The 18,879-nt window shown below is 57.1% G+C and carries 17 protein-coding genes; 9 read left to right on the forward strand and 8 right to left on the reverse strand.

Annotated elements, in window-relative coordinates; genetic code table 11:
• Positions 1-13: 13 nt before the first annotated feature.
• Positions 14-610: a class I SAM-dependent methyltransferase gene (locus HEP82_RS09000; protein ID WP_192457757.1), complete on the reverse strand. Its 597-nt coding sequence runs from the start codon at positions 608-610 to the stop codon at positions 14-16.
• 273 nt (positions 611-883) lie between these two features.
• Between HEP82_RS09000 and HEP82_RS09005 the strand changes: the two genes are divergently transcribed.
• Positions 884-2,347, forward strand: a complete 1,464-nt coding sequence (locus HEP82_RS09005; RefSeq protein WP_192457758.1) for a PKD domain-containing protein — start codon at positions 884-886, stop codon at positions 2,345-2,347.
• Positions 2,348-2,457: 110 nt separating this feature from the next.
• On the opposite strand, the gene HEP82_RS09010 is transcribed toward HEP82_RS09005, so the two are convergent.
• On the reverse strand, positions 2,458-3,279 hold the full coding sequence (locus tag HEP82_RS09010; protein WP_192457759.1) for a MetQ/NlpA family ABC transporter substrate-binding protein: 822 nt from the start codon (positions 3,277-3,279) through the stop codon (positions 2,458-2,460).
• Positions 3,280-3,771: 492 nt separating this feature from the next.
• Between HEP82_RS09010 and HEP82_RS09015 the strand changes: the two genes are divergently transcribed.
• The 5 genes from HEP82_RS09015 to HEP82_RS09035 all read left to right on the forward strand — a co-directional run bounded on the left by HEP82_RS09015 (position 3,772) and on the right by HEP82_RS09035 (position 7,993).
• Positions 3,772-4,326 (forward strand): RNA polymerase sigma factor, encoded by a 555-nt coding sequence (locus HEP82_RS09015; protein ID WP_192457760.1) that lies wholly within the window; start codon positions 3,772-3,774, stop codon positions 4,324-4,326.
• Positions 4,323-4,748, forward strand: coding sequence for a hypothetical protein (locus HEP82_RS09020; RefSeq protein WP_192457761.1), 426 nt, complete (start codon positions 4,323-4,325; stop codon positions 4,746-4,748). Before HEP82_RS09015 ends, HEP82_RS09020 begins: the two co-directional genes overlap by 4 nt.
• Positions 4,745-5,254 carry a periplasmic heavy metal sensor gene (locus HEP82_RS09025; RefSeq protein ID WP_192457762.1) on the forward strand — a complete coding sequence of 170 codons (510 nt, stop codon included), beginning with the start codon at positions 4,745-4,747 and terminating at the stop codon, positions 5,252-5,254. Before HEP82_RS09020 ends, HEP82_RS09025 begins: the two co-directional genes overlap by 4 nt.
• A gap of 84 nt (positions 5,255-5,338) precedes the next feature.
• Complete coding sequence (locus HEP82_RS09030; protein WP_225622385.1) at positions 5,339-6,829, forward strand: DUF1800 domain-containing protein; 1,491 nt, start codon at positions 5,339-5,341, stop codon at positions 6,827-6,829.
• A gap of 3 nt (positions 6,830-6,832) precedes the next feature.
• Positions 6,833-7,993 (forward strand): DUF1501 domain-containing protein, encoded by a 1,161-nt coding sequence (locus HEP82_RS09035; RefSeq protein ID WP_192457763.1) that lies wholly within the window; start codon positions 6,833-6,835, stop codon positions 7,991-7,993.
• Positions 7,994-8,080: 87 nt separating this feature from the next.
• Here HEP82_RS09035 and cadR read toward each other — a convergent pair whose 3' ends face one another.
• Positions 8,081-8,515: a Cd(II)/Pb(II)-responsive transcriptional regulator gene (gene cadR / locus HEP82_RS09040; protein ID WP_192457764.1), complete on the reverse strand. Its 435-nt coding sequence runs from the start codon at positions 8,513-8,515 to the stop codon at positions 8,081-8,083.
• Positions 8,516-8,583: 68 nt separating this feature from the next.
• Here cadR and HEP82_RS09045 point away from each other — a divergent pair, with 68 nt between their 5' ends.
• On the forward strand, positions 8,584-10,980 hold the full coding sequence (locus HEP82_RS09045; RefSeq protein WP_192457765.1) for a heavy metal translocating P-type ATPase: 2,397 nt from the start codon (positions 8,584-8,586) through the stop codon (positions 10,978-10,980).
• 40 nt (positions 10,981-11,020) lie between these two features.
• Here HEP82_RS09045 and HEP82_RS09050 read toward each other — a convergent pair whose 3' ends face one another.
• From HEP82_RS09050 to ahpC, 3 genes are all read right to left on the reverse strand, one after another.
• Positions 11,021-11,668: a DapH/DapD/GlmU-related protein gene (locus tag HEP82_RS09050; RefSeq protein WP_192457766.1), complete on the reverse strand. Its 648-nt coding sequence runs from the start codon at positions 11,666-11,668 to the stop codon at positions 11,021-11,023.
• A gap of 553 nt (positions 11,669-12,221) precedes the next feature.
• Positions 12,222-13,790 carry an alkyl hydroperoxide reductase subunit F gene (gene ahpF, locus HEP82_RS09055; RefSeq protein ID WP_192457767.1) on the reverse strand — a complete coding sequence of 523 codons (1,569 nt, stop codon included), beginning with the start codon at positions 13,788-13,790 and terminating at the stop codon, positions 12,222-12,224.
• A gap of 74 nt (positions 13,791-13,864) precedes the next feature.
• The gene (ahpC, locus tag HEP82_RS09060) at positions 13,865-14,428 is read right to left on the reverse strand and encodes an alkyl hydroperoxide reductase subunit C (protein ID WP_192457768.1); all 564 of its coding nucleotides are present in this window, start codon (positions 14,426-14,428) and stop codon (positions 13,865-13,867) included.
• 319 nt (positions 14,429-14,747) lie between these two features.
• On the opposite strand from ahpC, the gene HEP82_RS09065 reads away from it, so the two are divergent.
• Positions 14,748-14,981 carry a hypothetical protein gene (locus HEP82_RS09065; RefSeq protein ID WP_192457769.1) on the forward strand — a complete coding sequence of 78 codons (234 nt, stop codon included), beginning with the start codon at positions 14,748-14,750 and terminating at the stop codon, positions 14,979-14,981.
• A gap of 508 nt (positions 14,982-15,489) precedes the next feature.
• On the opposite strand, the gene HEP82_RS09070 is transcribed toward HEP82_RS09065, so the two are convergent.
• Complete coding sequence (locus HEP82_RS09070; protein ID WP_192457770.1) at positions 15,490-16,113, reverse strand: HD domain-containing protein; 624 nt, start codon at positions 16,111-16,113, stop codon at positions 15,490-15,492.
• A gap of 703 nt (positions 16,114-16,816) precedes the next feature.
• Between HEP82_RS09070 and HEP82_RS20110 the strand changes: the two genes are divergently transcribed.
• Entirely contained in the window at positions 16,817-16,951 is a 135-nt protein-coding gene (locus tag HEP82_RS20110; RefSeq protein ID WP_269150418.1) for a hypothetical protein, read from the forward strand.
• A gap of 19 nt (positions 16,952-16,970) precedes the next feature.
• On the opposite strand, the gene HEP82_RS09075 is transcribed toward HEP82_RS20110, so the two are convergent.
• Positions 16,971-18,698, reverse strand: coding sequence for a methyl-accepting chemotaxis protein (locus HEP82_RS09075; RefSeq protein WP_192457799.1), 1,728 nt, complete (start codon positions 18,696-18,698; stop codon positions 16,971-16,973).
• Positions 18,699-18,879: the final 181 nt, after the last annotated feature.

An 18,879-nucleotide genomic window follows, 5' to 3' on the forward strand; every position in this document is an offset into this window, starting at 1 on the left:
ATCCGGATGCCCTTTATTTTCTCGCGACGAACTCAGTGACATCCGCCATCCCTGTATGAAGTATTCCCTCTTTTATTTCCCGTTCATGGGTACATGCATGTAGAACATGCATGGGAGAAAAACTGTCGGTGAGTTCGTTTAATGACACCAGCATGTCTACGTCCCCCGGCCCCCCCGTACCATAGCGCAGCTGATTGGGCGAATAGGCCTGATAAATCAGCCACCCTCCCGGATTAAGCCCAGCGAAAATCTGCTGATGAATGTTTGCTCTGAGCGTAGAGGGCAGATGGCAAAAAATCATAATGATCAGATCATAGGTTCCATTGAGCTGATACGTCGCCAGGTCACAGACCTGCGTAGTGATTTTCACGCTCCGCGACGCCGCTAACTGGCTCGCCTTATCCAACCCTACCGCCGAGCCATCCACGGCATGGACATCGTGCCCCAGTTCAGCCAGATAGGTGGCATTACGTCCCTCCCCCTCTCCCAAACTTAAGACACGCAGCCGGTTTGGCGGCAAGAATCGAGCAGCCTGTTCAACCAAAAACGCATTAGGTTGCAGGCCATATACATATTCAGTGTTACGGTAACGTTCATCCCACTTGTTCACACGCCATCCCTCTATAATCCAGCCCTCTCAGAAACCCGATAATATCAGCCGGCTTCATTGAGCAACACCGCAATCCCCCGTTATCCTCGCCATGCGTCAAACTACAGGTACGCTAGCGGCGTTCGTTCACCCACATTCCTGACCGTAATAAGCTCATCAGGGCTCACTGTTCGGCCGTTTGCCGGCAACTCGAATAATTTAGGATATACAAGCACCCGCTACTGCTTCGAGTAGTCGGCATGACCTTTACATCATCACTATAAGGATATTCAAATGATTGTATTACGGCGTTTTTTCGCCATCTTATGTTTTCTTCTCTCTCTATCGGCGTTCCCTTCGGCTGCATCATCCCTTAAAGCGGATTTATCCTACGTCGCCAACCAACTGACGCTCAATTTTGACGGCGGCGCATCTGGCGGCGGCGAAGACATCGTTAGCTATAGCTGGATTTTCGGCGATGGTGATACCGCTAATGGAACGCGCGTCGCACACACCTATGCTGCATCCGGAAACTACACAGTCACGTTAACTGTCACCGACAGTACCGGTAACAATGCAACACAAACTGCCACGGTATACGCCGGTGAAGTCCGTACCGGCTTCGAAGATGGAATGATGTCACCGATGACCGTTTGTACGACTCAGGGCGCCAATTTTGTTGCCCCGGCGCAGGTCTATGATGAAGGGCTCAATACCGTCGGCGCAGGTGGAGAAACCGCCATCAAAGTGAAATGGTTTCAGTCCGCATACAATGGCACCCGCATGACCAAAGGGGCCGAAATGTGCTCACCGATCAATATCTACAAGGAAGCCTGGATCGGTTTCATGTTCTACCTCCCCGCCAACGGCTATCCCACGGATAAAGAAGCCGGTATGTTCCAGATTTTTGAAGCGGGTGGTTGTAGTTCCTGGGCTGGAATGCTGACCATCGTCAACAATAGTCTGCGTATTGCGCATCGTGGCGCCTGCGGCAGCGCCACGCAAAAAATCATTGTTGCCGATCTAACACGCGATGCCTGGATCCCGGTAGTCATACATCTGGTAGCCTCACACCAGTCAGAGGGGCAACTTCAGATCTGGGTGGGTGACGCCGCGCAAAATGCCCCGACTTACAGCGTTACCGGTATCAATCTGGGCTTTGGCGACTGGAACGACGACGAACTTGCCAGCGGTAGCCAGCTTTACTTCAAATTTGGTCAGTACGATTACGACACATCAAACTACACTGACGGAGAAACTCGCACATCGTACTACGACAATGTGCACATCCTCGGTACCGCCGCCGACAATGGCTGGAGTGCCGTTCATCCTACCGCCAGCAGTTTCGCCTATTCCGGTACTGCCTATGCGGCCAGCACTCAGCCGGTCGTCACCCGTACTGCCGAATACGCTTTCGACGGTTCCGCCGATACCAAATGGCAGGGCAGCGGCCAGAGCGGCTGGCTGCAATACCGCTATGCCGATCATGCAGCCACGGCGATCACCCACTACACGCTGACCAGCGCCAGTTCCGCCGCCGCCCGAGATCCGCTCGACTGGGCATTGCTGGGATCCAACGACGGCAAAACCTGGACCACACTGGATACACGCAGCGGTCAGACTTTTTCAAGCCGCTCCATGGCACGTTCATTCTCCATTACTTCGCCTGGCAGCTACGCTTATTACCGTCTGCGGGTCGACGCTAACCATGGTGATACCGCCGCTACCCACCTGGGGGAATTGACACTCACGCCCTGATTGACGAGAGGACGCAAAACCCCAAATGCAAAGCGGGCCGATGACAGGCCCGCTGATTTTTCACCCTCACTCACGGCGCCGCCGTCACCAGGCAGGTGATATCGGTGTGATTAGGGGTGCTTCGCTTTCATCCATTCCGGTTTCTGGAACGCGGTAAAAATGGTGTCTTTTCTGTCGAAGAATGCGGTGAACTCATCAGACTCCACTGCCGCCTTCAGCGCTTTGGCGAAAGGTTTCTCGGCGTCGTCCTCACGCACCACAATCATATTTTTCAGGTCTTCCGGCAGCACATCCAGTTGAATGGCATCGGACAGTTTCAGCCCGGAAGCAAGAGCAAAGTTAGCATTGATCAACGCACCGGTAACGCCGCCCATGGCGCGCGGTAGCTGTGCCGCCTCCAGCGGTTTGAAAACCAACCCTTTCGGGTTTTCGCCAATGTCTTTCAGCGACGCTTTAGTGGGAGAAATCCCTGGATTCAGCGTGATCAAGCCATACTTCTGCAAAAACTCCAGCGAACGCGCCAGATTGGAAGGGTCATTCGGCAGAATCACCACATCACCGGCTTTCAGGTCGCCCAGCGATTTCACCTTATTGGAATAGAACCCCATACTGGCAGTCGGGACGGTAATGATTTCCGATAACTTCAGCCCTTTATCCGCGCTGAAACGGTCAAGATAACGTCGGTTCTGGAACAGATTCGCGTCGATGCTCTTGTTAACCAACGCCATGTTCGGTTGGATGTAATCACTGAACTCCTTGACGCGGACATCATACCCTTGCTTCGCCAGAATCGGCTTGATCGCCTGCGTGACCATATCGCCATACGGCCCCGGCGACACGCCGATCAGGATGTTCTTTGGCTCGTCCGCATGTGCCTGCGCTACCAGCAAAAACAGGAAAAAACAGCCTTGCATAATCTTTTTGAACAGCATTGTGTGCTCTCTTATTGTGGTACCGATGTTGTGCCAGCCCGACCGACAACCACCGCCGTCGGCCTTCCATGAATAACATTTTTTTCTCCGCATAAAATCAGCAATAGAAACAGCAATCCATCAGTAAAAAGACAAACCAGCATTCGCGATTTTAGAACACTGAAACTCAGAAGCACGGCTACTGCATCACAGCGCCGTCGCGCTAAATTCCCGTTCGCATCGCCCGTGAAACGCGCTGACTCATTAACACCGATGGTGATTGGCACCAAACATCGCCTTAAAACCAAAAACGCATAACCCAATCTGTTTTTGTTATTTGAAAATAAGCGACGGATTTTTCCGCCCCCTACGTTTAAGTCATAAAGCAGCCACCCGACACGATTCGGAACAAACCCGGTACGTACTTTTTCCGTCGCAGAGTAAATTTCAATCAATCCGGATGGGGCGGCACAAGGTGAAACAGCTATTCATGAAACGGCGGAGCATTGAGCGTTGAGCGAACGTGATCCGGATGCGGAACTGGTTGCGGCGGTCGGCCGGGGAGAACCGGCGGCGACAAGCCAACTGGTCGCACGCAAGCTGCCGCGTCTGCTGGCGCTGGCGCTACGTCTGCTGGGCGATCGCATGGCGGCGGAAGATGTGGCCCAGGAGGCATTTATGCGCGTCTGGAAACAGGCGCCGAGCTGGCGCGAAGGCGAAGCGCGTTTCGATACCTGGCTGCATCGCGTCGCGCTCAACCTGTGCTATGACCGGCTGCGCGCCCGCCGTGAAGAACCGCTGACGGATCAGCTCGAGGAGACAGAACCCGCCGATCGCCCTGACATACGCTTTGATGCCCAGGTGCGCCATGCGAATGTCCAGGCGGCGCTGGCGGCACTGCCTGCACGCCAACGTGAGGCACTGGTGCTTAATTACTATCAGGAATTGTCAAACATCGACGCCGCAGCGCTGATGGGGATCACAGTCGATGCGTTTGAAAGCCTGCTTGCCCGGGCGCGTCGCAACCTGCGCGCTCAATTGTCCGAAGGGGATGGGGATAAATCATGACACCAGAAAGATTTCGCAGCATCGTCGACGCCTATGGCGCGGATGCGCGCCGCTGGCCTGCGGCCGAACGCGAGGCGGCTCAGGCATGGGCGGATACGCATCCCGACACGGCCGTCGCGCTATTGACCCATGCGGCACAGCTTGACGCATGGCTGATGACGAGCCGTATCGCGCCGCCGCAGGACAGGCTAGTCGCCCGCATCATCGCCTCGGCGCCGGTTCGGAAAGCTCGGTTATCGGGTCATTCGGGCCTCTGGTGGACCGGCACGTTGGCCTGCGCCGGTCTGGCGGGCGGGTTGACCGGCGCCTTCGTCGTCTCGTTTTTCCTGCTGGCTAACGTGCCGGCGTATCCACACCTCCCGGCGCATTTGGTCACGGCGTTTAGCGCCGCACCAGCAGATATGGAAGGAGACGCCGAATGAATGTCCGTTCATGGCCAGTTCTGCTGGTCGCGTCGCTGGCGCTGAATGTGTTTCTGCTGGGGGGTATCGCCGGCGCCGCCTGGCAGTGGCACGCCGCGCGCGAAGCGTCGACAACAGGTTCGACGCCGCAGTCACACTCGTTACGCTTTGCCGCCACCCCGTTATCGACGGAACGGCAAAAAGCATTTACCGATGGTCTCAATGCCGCACGCCGCAATGCACGCGAAGCGGTTCAACAGGGGCGCGACGCGCGACGCGACGTGTTGCGTCTACTGGCGGCACCGCAATGGGATCGCGCGGCGTTGGATACGGCGCTGCAACGCACCCGCGACGCTGACCTGGCGCTGCGCACGCGCGTTGAACAGAGCGTAGTGGATTTCGCCGCCGACCTGACGCCGGATGAGCGGGCTCAATTCGCACAGTCTCTGGCGGTATACAGCGAATGGTGGCAACCCCCACCGTCGCCAGCCGTCAACGCGGGGCCAAAGCCGAGACCTGCCCAATAGCTACACGATCAATAACAACACGATCAATAACGACACGATCAATAACAACATGGGCCAACGCGGCCCAGCAAAAGGAGAGCTGATATGGCAACCCCCTCCGCCCCAACGATGAACGCCGCACCGCCATCAGCAGGGTTCGCGACAACATCGCAATCCGGGCTCGCCGCTATCGCCTTAAACCGTTTCGGTCTGGGCGCTCGACCCAACGATACGCCGCCCACCAACCCGAAAGGCTGGCTGCGCGCCCAGTTCGCCGCATACCAGCCACGGCCCGATATCTGGGCCGCACAGCCGGATTCCGGTGCGATTGCCGCGCTGCTGGATCAAAAACGTAAACAGGCCATGGAGGGAGCGGCAAGCAACAGCGACCCGGTGCAACGAGAAAAAGACGCACGTCGCGCCGCGATGGACGCGGTGAATATGACGTCCCGCGATCTTTACCAGCAGGCGGTGAATGCGCGGGTTATGAGCGCACTGACCACGCCGACGCCGTTTGTCGAACGGCTGGTGCACTTCTGGTCGAATCACTTTGCCATCTCCGTCGACAAAGGCGAGGCGGAGCCCTACGCCGGCGCGTTTGAAGCCGAGGCGATCCGCCCGTTTGTGCTCGGTCGTTTTGAAGACATGCTCCTCGCCGTCGAACGCCATCCCGCTATGCAGCTGTTTCTCGATCAGGTCAACTCTATCGGCCCCAACAGCCCCGCAGCGCTGCGCGCCAAACAGCGTAACGCGCCGCGCAGTCAGGGACTAAACGAAAATCTGGCGCGAGAGATCATGGAATTGCATACGTTGGGAGTACGCAGCGGCTATACCCAGGCGGATGTGACAGAATTTGCCCGCGCCATGACAGGCTGGAGCGTAATGGTGAAACCGCCCGCCAAACCCGGCGACACCCCGCCCGCCGGCGCATTCGTGTTTCGCCCGCCCCAGCATGAACCCGGCGATCGAACCATCATGGGGCGCAACTACGCGCAGACAGGCGAAGATCAGGCGCAGGCGGTCATGCATGATTTGGCGCAATCTCCAGCCACCGCCAGGCACATCGCCACCAAGCTGGCGCGCCACTTCATCGCCGATACCCCTCCGCCGGAAGCCGTCGAAGCGCTGACTCAGGCGTTTACCCGCAGCCACGGCGATTTACCGACGGTCTACGACGCGCTTATCGCGTCGGAAGCGGCCTGGCGGCACGCTGTCGCTAAATTCAAAACACCGTGGGAATGGGCGATCTCGTCGTTACGCGGGCTGGGCATACAAGACCCGGTCGCGGAAACCGGCAATCAGCCGATGGCCACGTTGTTCATAAAACTCGGCCAGCCGGTGTGGCGCCCCGGCTCCCCCGCCGGCTATGACGACATCGCGGCCAGTTGGGCGGCGCCCGACGCGCTGATGCGGCGGGTTGAATTCGCACAGCGCGTCGCCGCTCGTATCGGCGATCGGCTGGATGCGCGCCAGCTTGCGCAGAAACTGCTGCCCGGCGTGCTGAACCACGCGACCGGGCAGGCCGTTTCCCGTGCGGAAAGCGCGCCGATGGCACTGGCGTTGCTGTTAGTCTCACCCGATTTCCAACGGAGATAAACGATGATTACCCGACGTGGTTTTATTCAACTTGCCGCCGCAGGCGCGGCAATGCTCATCGCGCCGAGGATCGTCTTCGCGCGCGCCGCCACCGACAGCCGTTTCATTTTTATCATTCAGCGCGGCGCCGCCGACGGGCTGAACATCGTCATTCCCTATGCTGATCCCGGTTATACCGCGATGCGCGGCGAACTGGCGATAGATACCGCCACGGCGATAAAACTCGACGGCACATTCGCGCTGCACCCGTCGCTAAGCCAGATCAGCAAGATGTATGCGCAACGTGAAGCGCTGTTCGTTCAGGCTATCGCCTCGCCCTATCGCGACCGTTCGCATTTCGACGGCCAGAATGTGCTGGAAACCGGCGGCTCCGCACCGTTTCAAATTCGGGATGGCTGGCTCAACCGACTGGTCGGCATGATACACGGCGCCCCCCCCACGCCGCATGAAAACGCCATTGCTTTCGCCCCAACGATACCGCTGGCGCTGCGCGGCACAACGGATATCGCGTCCTATGCCCCATCGGGGTTGCCCCGCGCGCCGGAGGATTTGCTGATGCGTGTATCGCAGCTCTACGCGGAAGATGCGCAGTTGCATGCGTTGTGGGAGTCAGCGCTGGAGACCCGCGGTCTGGTGGGTAACAGCGAACCGCGTCAGGATCCGGCAAGCATCGGTAAAATGGCGGCGAATGTTTTGTCCCGCGCCGACGGGCCGCGCATCGCCATGCTGGAAACCAGCGGCTGGGATACGCACAGCGCGCAGACGCCCCGGCTGGCTTCGCAACTCAAAGCACTGGATATGTTGATCGCCGCCCTACGCGACGGACTCGGCCCGGTATGGAACAACACGGTGATACTGGTCGCCACCGAGTTCGGTCGCACCGTCGCGGCCAATGGCACCGACGGTACCGATCACGGTACCGCCTCGGCGGCAATGGTCATCGGCGGAGCGGTCTCGGGCGGGCGGGTCATGGCTGACTGGCCGGGACTACGACCGGGCGATCTGTACGAATCGCGCGATCTGAAACCCACCGCCTCGCTGGACGCGCTGATCGCTGGCCTCGCCAGCGAAAGTTTTCACATCGATCCTGGGCGCATCACCCGAACCTTATTCGCCCGCTCGCCCGGTATCACGCCGATGACGGGGTTGCTGCGCTCGTCGTAGCGCCGCCGGGCATTCGGATCCTGACGATACCGGGATAAATCACGGCGCGGGGCAGCATGATCCTCCTCGCGCCGGCCGTCCCCTTCCTCACCCCAAATGGGTATGGCCGGTTCTGCCCTCTTCCGTCATCTCCAGTGCCGACAACCCCTGCAAAATGCCGCAACCATCCACCGACTGGGCAACCTGACAACGCTGACTGATATGCAACAGTTGCGATTTGAGTTGTTGCAGTTCTGCAATACGCGCTTCGACATGCCCGATATGTTCATTGAGCAAGGTATTCACCCCTTCGCAACTGGCGGCGGGTTGATCCGCCAGCGCAATCAGCGCGCGAATCTCTTCGTGGTTCATATCCAGCGATCGACAATTGCGAATAAAACGCAGCCGATCGACATGAAACTGGTGGTAGTGCCGATAGTTGCCTTCGGTACGTTCAGGCGCCGGCAACAGCCCTTTCTTCTCATAAAAACGGATGGTTTCTGGCGTGGTATTGGTCACGCCGGCCAGTTCACCAATCTTCATAAATACCCCTTGACCCTAGAGTTACTACAGGGTTTTTACTACAGCAAAACCCGGAACAGGAATCAACCATGTCACATGAACATCCCCGCTACACCTTATTCAAGCACGACGCCGCACACTGTGCCGGAAAAGGCGCGTTGCAGCCGATATCGCGCGTATCCGGCACGCATCCGGATCACCATGAACATGAACATGAACATCATCGGCTCGACACCGGGCACGGGTTGCCCGGTACGGACGGCTGCCACTGCCACGGCACTGATCCTGCACATAGCGTTCAGTCTTGCTGTGCCGCGCCCAATGAACCCTTGTCGCCGTTAAACGGCGGCGAGCGCCAGGGCGATCAGCAGCGCACGCCGATACGGATTATGCAGATGGACTGCCCGACGGAAGAGGCGATGATCCGCAAGAAACTCGCCACCCTGAACACCGTGCAATCACTGGAGTTCAATCTGATGCAGCGCGTACTGACCGTCACCCACCAGCACGATGCGCTGGACAGTATTCTGGCCGCGATTCGCTCGCTGGGTTTTGAGCCGGAAATCAACCTCGCCGGTCGTGCGGCAGAACACGCTCAGCCGAAAAAGGCCTGGTGGCCGCTGGGCCTCGCCATCGCAGCTGCAGGCATGGCCGAAGTCGCAGAATGGATGGGGTGGCCGTGGTGGACAGCGGCCCTATTGGCCATTATCGCCGTCGCCGCCAGTGGGCTGACCACCTACCGCAAAGGCTGGGTGGCAATACGCAACGGCAACCTGAACATCAATGCGTTGATGAGTGTGGCAGTCACCGGCGCATTGTTGCTGCAACAATGGCCGGAGGCCGCCATGGTGATGGTGTTGTTTACTATCGCCGAACTGATTGAAGCCCGCTCGCTGGATCGAGCCAGAAACGCCATCGCCGGCCTGATGGCCCTGACGCCGGAAACCGCGACAGTACAACTGCCGAACGGCGATTGGCAGGATGTGGACGCGAAAACCCTCCAGCCGGGCAGCATCGTGCGCGTCAAACCCGGCGAGCGTATCGCGCTGGACGGCGAACTTGTACGCGGCAGCTCGGCGGTAAATCAGGCGCCGATCACCGGTGAAAGCCTGCCAGTAGACAAAAACGTCGGCGATAGCGTGTTTGCCGGCACCATCAACGAAAGCGGCTCGTTTGAATACCGGGTGACGGCCGCCGCCGCCAATACCACGCTGGCGCGTATCATCCATGCCGTTGAAGAGGCGCAGGGCGCCAAAGCGCCGACGCAACGCTTCGTCGACAGCTTCGCCAAAATTTATACCCCTGCAGTATTTCTGGTGGCGCTGCTGGTCGCGCTCATTCCGCCGTTGTTTATCGGTGGCTGGCTGGATTGGGCATACCGAGCGCTGGTGCTGTTAGTGATCGCCTGCCCCTGTGCACTGGTGATTTCTACACCGGTGACTATCGTCAGCGGGCTGGCCGCCGCCGCACGCCGCGGCATTCTGATCAAGGGCGGCGCGTTTCTGGAAAAAGGACACGCGCTGTCTTGGCTGGCGCTGGACAAAACCGGCACTCTGACGCTCGGTAAACCGACGCAGACCGGCTTTATCAACTGCGGCGAGCTGGATGAACACCACAGCCAGGCACTGGCCGCCAGTCTAGCCGGCCGCTCCGACCATCCGGTATCGCAGGCGATCGCCAGCGCGGCGCAACAGGCGCAGATTGCGCCGATCGCGGTCGATACGTTTACCGCGCTGGGCGGCCTTGGCGTCACCGGCGTCATCGACGGACATACCTATTTTCTGGGCAGCCCGCGGTTGGCACGGCAACGGCTGGGTGATGCTGCGGCCCAACACGCCGACCGGATGGCGGGCCTGGAACGGGATGGCAATACGGTCGTGGTGCTTGGCGACGAGCGCCGCGTGCTGGCACTGATAGCGGTGGCGGATACCGTCAAACCGAGCAGTCGCGACGCGGTGGCCAGCCTGCACCGGGCCGGCATCAAAACCCTGATGCTGACCGGCGACAATCCGCATGTTGCCCAGGCCGTCGCCAAGGATGTGGGCATCGACGAAGCGCGCGGCAACCTGCTGCCAACGGACAAGCTGTCCGTCATCGAACAACTGGCGGGTCAAGGCGTGATCGGTATGGTGGGCGACGGCATCAACGATACCCCGGCGCTGGCGCGGGCGGATATCGGGTTCGCCATGGGGGCGATGGGAACCGATAGCGCCATCGAAACCGCCGATGTGGCACTGATGAACGACGACTTGCGCAAGATCCCCGAATTCGTAAGGATTTCAACATCAACCCGCCGCATCCTGATCCAGAACATTGTGCTGGCGTTGGGCATCAAGGCGGTATTCCTGCTGTTGACGCTGATAGGGCTTGGCACCATGTGGATGGCGGTCTTCGCCGATGTCGGCGCCAGCCTGCTGGTAGTCGGCAACGGCCTGCGGCTACTGCGCCAGTCCTACACCCACGAGCCGCCCGCACCGGCGGCCTGACGCCGCCCGTTCGCGAATCAGGCGGTGTCGGTGCAATCCTCTATTCGGCGCAGAAGTGCGCCACAAATGCGGCGACATCCTGCTGGAACCACGGCAGGTTGTCGCGCAGTTTTTCATCCGGCCAGTCCCACCATTGCAGTTGTTCCAGCTTTTCCGCCACCGACTCGTCTGCAAAACGCGGGCGCAATATGCGGGCCGGGTTGCCCACCACCAGCGTCCAGGCTGGCACCGGTTTAGTCACCACGCTGCCCGCGCCGACAATCGCCCCATTGCCGATACTGACGCCCGGCAGCACGATGGCGCCGTGGCCGATCCACACATCGTGCCCGATAACGACCTCATCCTGTTGACGCCATTCAAAAATATCGCTGTCTACCGCAGCGGGGTTATCGCGCATCTGATATTTGCCAGGCCGGTAGGTGAAATGATGCAGCGTCGGTCGCCACCAAGGATGATTGCTGGGGTTGACCCGTACATGGGAAGCGATGGAAGTGAATTTGCCTATCTGGGTAAACATCAGGTCACAGTCATTCATGATGTAGCTGTAATCCCCCAGCGTCACATGATTGAGAATGGTGCGTTCGGCCACTTCGGTCCAGCGTCCCAATTCAATATGGAACGCATTGACATCATCGGCGAGACGGGGTGTCGGGCTGAGTACCGACGAGGGCGGTTGACGAAGCTTCATACCTTTTCCTGCGCGTTGACTGACGAAGCGGGTAACAAGTGTTTATTTTTTCACCCACGTATGACAAAGGCATGTCAGCGGCTTTAAACCCCGTTCCGATTTCCCCTTTCCATGTTGTGGTGAAATTCGCCGGTCATCAGAGCGTGCCTCGCTGTCCAATACGGCTATTGCCGACGACGGTAGAGAACAATTCGCGACTATGCGCCCGACGGGTTCCACCGCGCCGTGTTGGCGCTTGGCGTGCCGGAGTTCTGCACATTCAATGATATGTTTGCGTTTGATACCTGGCTGAAGCTGGGGCAGCCCTTGCAACAGGTACCATTGAGCGCGGTCGGTTAAACGTGCGACGGTAAAAAATCGGACGAGTTTTTCATCGACAGACACGTCAGGGTATACGCCAAAAAAAACCCCCTTTCAGCGGGGGCTGAAAGGGGGAAAGCACAGAAGAGAATGCGGTAATGTCACAACGTTAAAGGAGGGTTGATAAAGCCAGCGTTCGGTTCCACCGACACACCGGGCAACGGCAACGCCATCGCCCAATCCCCTGACGACATCAGGCCGATGCCGGGGTTCTGATCAGATAATCAAAGGCGCTGAGCGACGCTTTAGCACCTTCGCCGGTGGCGATAATGATCTGCTTGTACGGCACCGTGGTGCAGTCCCCGGCGGCAAACACCCCTTTGACGGTGGTTTCACACTTAGCGTCGATGATGATTTCGCCGATACGGTTACGCTCCACCGATCCTTCCAGCCAGTTGGTATTCGGCAACAGACCGATCTGCACGAAGATCCCTTCCAGCGCCAGTTTGTGGGTATCACTGGTGATGCGATCCCGGTATTCCAGGCCCGTCACCTTCTGGCCGTCACCGATCACTTCGGTGGTCTGGGCATTCACGATCACATCTACGTTCGGCAGGCTGCGCAATTTGGCCTGCAGCACCGAGTCGGCCTTCAGTTCCGGCGCGAACTCCAGCAACGTCACGTGTTTCACCACACCCGCCAGATCGATAGCCGCCTCCACCCCGGAGTTGCCACCGCCGACCACCGCCACATGCTTGCCCTTGAACAAGGGGCCGTCACAATGCGGACAGAAAGTGACGCCGCGGGTACGGTACTGCTCTTCCCCTGGCACGTTCATATTTCTCCAGCGCGCACCGGTTGCGATGACGATGCTGCGCGATTTCAGCACCGCGCCCGATGCTGTTTCAATCTGGTGCGGCATACCCGGCTTGCTGGCCGGAATCAGGCGCTGTGCGCTTTGCAGGTCGATAACGTCTACTTCATAGTCGTCTACATGGCTTTTGAGCGCCATGGCCAGTTTGGCCCCTTCGGTTTTCGGGACGGAAATGTAGTTTTCAATGTCCACGGTATCCAAAATCTGGCCACCGAAGCGCTCGCCCATCAGACCGGTACGGATCCCTTTGCGGGCGGCATACACCGCCGCCGCCGCACCGGCCGGGCCGCTACCGACGATCAGCACGTCGTATACCGGTCGGTTATTCAGTTTTTCCACCAGCTTGTCGCCGGCGCCGGTATCCAGTTTGGCGACGATCTCGCCGAGGGTCATACGCCCTTGTCCGAACTGATCGCCGTTCAGGAATACGGTGGGAACGCCCATGATATTGCGATCCTTGATTTCATCCTGGAATACGCCGCCATCAATCGCGGTATGCGTGATGTTCGGGTTCAGGATGGACATCAGGTTCAACGCCTGCACCACATCCGGGCAGTTGTGGCAGGTCTGGGAGTAATAGGTTTCAAAATGGAACTTGCCATCCAGCTCGCGGATCTGATCCAACAGTTCCTGCGCCTCTTTCAACGGATGGCCACCGACCTGCAACAAGGCCAAGATCAACGAGGTGAACTCATGCCCCATCGGCGCGCCGGCGAAACGCGGGCCGCTGGCGGAACCCGGATTCGTCACCAGAAACGACGGTTTGCGTACCGGCAGATCGTTATTCTCAAAGAAACTGACTTTATCGGATAACCCGGCGATGTCGGCCAGCAACCCTCTGACGTCCGAAGACTTTGCGGAACCATCCAGCGTCGCCACTAACTCAACAGGTTTGGTTAATTTTTCCAGATAGGCTTTCAGCTGGATTTTCATAGTATTGTCGAGCATAGATTATCCTTGAGTGCGAAAAATCGGGTGCGGCGCACCCGATAAAGATGTTCTTTGAGTAACGGCGAACGGTCTTAGATCTTGCCAACCAGATCCAGAGACGGCGCCAGAGTCGCATCGCCTTCCTGCCATTTGGCCGGGCAGACTTCACCTGGATGGGCCGCCACGTACTGAGCCGCTTTCACTTTACGCAGCAGGTCGGAAGCGTCACGGCCGATACCTTCGGCAGTGATTTCAACTGCCTGAATGATGCCCTGCGGGTCGACGATAAAGGTGCCGCGGTCAGCCAGGCCCTGATCTTCACGCATATTGTCAAAATTGCGGGTCAGCGCGCCGGTCGGGTCGCCGATCATGGCGTATTTAATCTTGGCGATGGTTTCAGAACTGCCGTGCCATGCTTTGTGGGTGAAATGGGTATCGGTAGAAACCGAGTAGATATCTACGCCGATTTTCTGGAACTCGGCATAATGATCGGCAACGTCACCCAGTTCGGTCGGGCATACGAACGTAAAATCGGCCGGGTAGAAGAAGAACACGCTCCATTTGCCTTCGATGCTCTGCTCGGTTACTTCAATGAACTGACCGTCTTTGAAAGCCTGATTTTTAAAAGGTTTAACTTGAGTATTGATCACTGACATCGTTTTTTTTCCTCTATAGGGTTGGCGTGATTGGCCATGTGCTTGGCATGGGGCTAAAGGTACAGAAGTGTGATGTAGGTCGCTAATGCGTTGTCCATATCGAATCGATAAGCAATACCGAACGAACCGCCAGCCGACACCATAAACACCACGATGTGGGGGAACGTCCTGCCATCGATACCGGCGGCGTATCGGCATAGCGGGCTGTCACGAATGCTTACAAAGCGTGCGCAATGGTGAGGATTTCGGTTTACGCGCAGGAATATTGTTATGTTATAACCAATCAACGTTTCTTCTTCGGTTCACGACAGGCGTAGTCATGAAACTCAACATGTCGCTGGTTTTTCTCTCGTTCGCGGCGGCCGATGCCTCGGCCTTTCAGGCCAGAATCGCGCCCGTCGAGCCCAACGGCGCCGTCATACTGGCGCAGGCGGAAAACGCATTTCGTTATGGTCACGGTGTGAAAACCGCAACGCCGGGCCTATGCGATGCCGTTTCCGTGAACGGATGCAACTGCCCGTTTTGTACCCAGTTGAGAAACCTGGGTCGCTGACATTCGGCGCAGCTGCCGTTGCACCCGGCAACGGTGTTCACGCTGCTGTCAAATGAGCATGAAAATCTCAGCGCCGGACAATCGCCTGCTGAATAATATCGGGAGGAATAGCAGCCATTCGCCAATTCGTCATTATTAGGAATGCGCGCATCATCAGGGACGGCGCATTCCCACGCGGATCCTATTGCATCATTCATATTAAGAAAAAAGATCCGGACACGAAAATAATAAGCCCGTCGCTGTTCATTATTACTGAATTGAATGAAGAAATAACAAGCGAATGATTTAACAGAAAATAAAATTTAAAACCCAAGAAAACAGGCACACTAAAGCGTTATTATTTTTTATTACTCATTCGCCAAAATTGCGCTACCGATGATATTTTTCGGGTTATTTTCCCGTTGACATCACCTAGGTAAAAATAACGTTTCCGCCACAGGCATTCCCACAACATCGATCCCGGATAAAGTATTCGCCGGGGAGCATTCCCCCACTCCCCGTCGTTTCACTATGCGGTTTCCCGCACGCCCGCCAACACCGTATCCAGCGGCAGATGCGCCTCATACTGAAGCCACAACTGTTGATACCATTCCTCATCGCCCAGCGACTGATGAATACAGGCGATATTGTTGCTGCACTGCTGACTGGCGATGCCATAAAGACGGGGATCGCCGCGCCTCAGCACATACAGCAGACGCCGCATTTCCACCATATAAGGCCGGGCGAAAATCGGATCGTGGTCGAAAATATTGCGGCTGTTGTCGATCAGATCGCACAGTTTAATGCTTTGCGCCTCCGGGCAGGCGGCGGCACTGTGCAACAGGTTAGCGTTCTTGCGGTGAATGCGCTCGCCACCGCTTTTACGGGTGCGCACATCGGTGAGCATTTCCACATAACGCCCCACCTGTTCACCAAACAGCGCCGTCACCTGCGCCAGCGTAACATCCGTATCTTCGACAGTATCGTGCAGCCAGGCGGCGGCGATCATCTCGGGAGTCGGGTCGATCTGCATCAGCAGCGTCACGACCGATGCGGGATGAATAATATAAGGTTCGCCGGTATATTTTCTTATCTGCCCACAGGCGGCGTGCGCCTCGGTGGCGAATGTTCTTGCACGTTCAATGAGTTTCATATTCCGCTCCTTCAGCCGCGGGCCGCGTCGGTAAAATAGCGATCATAACGGTTCAGGCAATCACATCTTATTCCAACTTCACTGGCGATATTCCCGGCGTAAATATATCAACGGCTGCTCCCCTAAATCGGCAAGGACGGGATAACAGGGCATACGCGGCATTTTTATTCGACGCATCTAATTCTGCGCGTCGACGTCCACTTTCATCGCGGCTTTTTGAAGCAGCACCCGCGACACGAATAATTAACGGGAGACGACCTGATATTCAGGTCGTATTGAGCCACACTGCCTGACTCATCGGCAAAAAATGCAACGCCATCTCTTGGTATATAAAGGGATGATCCTTTCTCCATGAGGTTATTCCCATCAGATTAATGCCAGAAATGGGAATAGAGGAGCATGAGAGTATTGATATATACCCAAAATAATTCGAGTGGCAGGCAGACGGCAACCGAGTGAATCCCCAGGAGCTTACTCAAGTCAGTGACTGGGGTGAGCAAGGGCAGCCAACGCACCTGCGACTTGAAGTATGACGGGTATATCGATAGCCCAATCCACCCTGCCCGACGTCACCTACAACGCGCGGTAAACCGCGGCGGGATCCGCAAGGACACCGGTATGCCGACCAGAATATGTTGCAAGTATGGCACAGCATTGCCAGTTCGCTGCGAACTCAGTCAAACTCTGTATAGCTGAAACAGGCATGAGTCACTCAACGATCGCGACGCCCGCCATCCGGATTTGCGCCCACCCGAAAGGTGACGTCGGCCACTTCACCGGCGCCCGGCCTTTCACCGGTATTAATGACAACGGGCAGCTAGAGCTGCCCGTGTCCTGAAACCTCGCATCGACAATGATCAGAATGTTTCCCAATCATCCTCACTGCCTGATTTTACTTTCGCCACACCTGCTGTTTTCGGCAATGCGGCTGCTTTGGGAGCAACCGGAGCCGGACGTGGCGTGTTGATGGCGCCCAACGTGCGAGGTTGGTTGCTAATACGGAATACCGATACCGCTTCGTTCAGCCCTGCCGCCTGCTCCGCCAGCGATGCGGCGGCGGCCGTAGCCTCCTCCACCAACGCGGCATTCTGCTGGGTGACACTGTCAATCGAATTGATCGCCTGACCGACCTGCCCAATGCCTTTGCTCTGCTCCTGAGATGCCACCGAAATCTCCGCCATGATGTCCGTCACACTCGTCACCGCATTGACGATTTCCTGCATGGTTTCGCCGGCCCGTTCCACCTGATCGGAGCCCGTCTCCACCAGCGTCACGGATTCGGTAATCAACCCTTCGATCTCTTTGGCCGCCTGCGCGCTACGCTGCGCCAGTGAACGGACTTCCCCGGCTACCACGGCGAACCCGCGCCCTTGCTCGCCCGCCCGCGCCGCTTCTACCGCAGCATTAAGCGCCAGAATATTGGTCTGGAAAGCGATGCCATTGATGATATTGGTGATTTCAGAAATTTTCTTCGAACTCTGGTGGATGTTGCTCATGGTTTTTACCACACCATCCACGAGGTTCCCCCCCTGACGCGCTTTGCCGGACGCATTACCCGCCAATTGACTGGCATGGTTGGCATTATCCGCGTTGTGCTTCACGGTGGATGTCAGTTGCTCCATGCTGGCGGCGGTTTGCTCCAGTGCGGAAGCCTGTTCTTCCGTGCGGGAAGACAGGTCGGTATTACCGGCGGAAATCTCGGTAATGCCCTGATAAATCGCTTCAACACCGTGGCGCACATTGCTCACGGTTTTCACCAATGATGCCTGCATGTTCTGCAGGTAGTGACCCAGTTGCCCGATTTCGCTGCGCCCCCATTGCGCCATCGGCATCGTGAGATCACCATTGGCGATATGCTCGATACGAGTAACCAGGGAGCGCATGGGCTGGATCACCACCCGGCGCAAACACAAATAGGTAAACAGGGAGACCAACACCGCCACCACAAAACTGGCCGCCATTACGCTATAGCCAAGACTGGATTCCTGTTGTGCCGTTTTATTCAGCGCTTCCGCCCGCTGGGTGCGAATCGCCACCACCTTCAACAACACGTCGTTGTAGGCCAGATCCAACTTACGAGTCTGCTTCCACTCCAGCGCAGTGACATCGTCGAAACGCCCGGCTTTTACCGCCTCCAACATCGGCCTGACGCCATTGTTGACGTAGTCGTTGTAACGCTGCTGCAACGAATCATCCAACGCCGCATCAGCGGGCGTTTTTACTTCGCGGTTCTGATAGGTAGAGAAGCTGTCGGCGGATTGTTTCAGGCGGCCTTCCGCCTGCTGGATACTGCTGGCGGCGGTATCCTTGTCGCCGTCTTTAGCGGCCGACGCCGCTTGAATAATCATCAGGCGTGCCGTGCGCAGATGGTTGGAGCTATTTGACACGCCGAGGCGTACCTGAATTTCCGCCGTGACGTCATTCAGCGAGTTATTGCTGCGCATAAGAAAATGCACGGAAAAGCTAATCGCCACAGCAAACAGAAGCAGAATAACGACAATAATCGTGCTGAACAGTGGCATCAGTTTCCAGTTATGCCAGAACGATACACGAGGGGAATCGGCAGAAAACGCTACAGTATCCATCATTCTTTTCCTTATGAAGGTGGTTTCTTATCGGCATAAATAAAACACGCCACGGCTTATTATCGGCAAGAGGGAACAGGACGTTAAAAACGGGGAAAAAGGAGCTCATAGGAACAATGAAAAATCAAGGCATTGAATTATAAGTATAAATAGAAAAAACCATAAATATGCCCAGTGAAAA

It is taken from the genome of Musicola keenii, assembly GCF_014855505.1.
Classification (GTDB): Bacteria; Pseudomonadota; Gammaproteobacteria; order Enterobacterales; family Enterobacteriaceae; genus Musicola; species Musicola paradisiaca.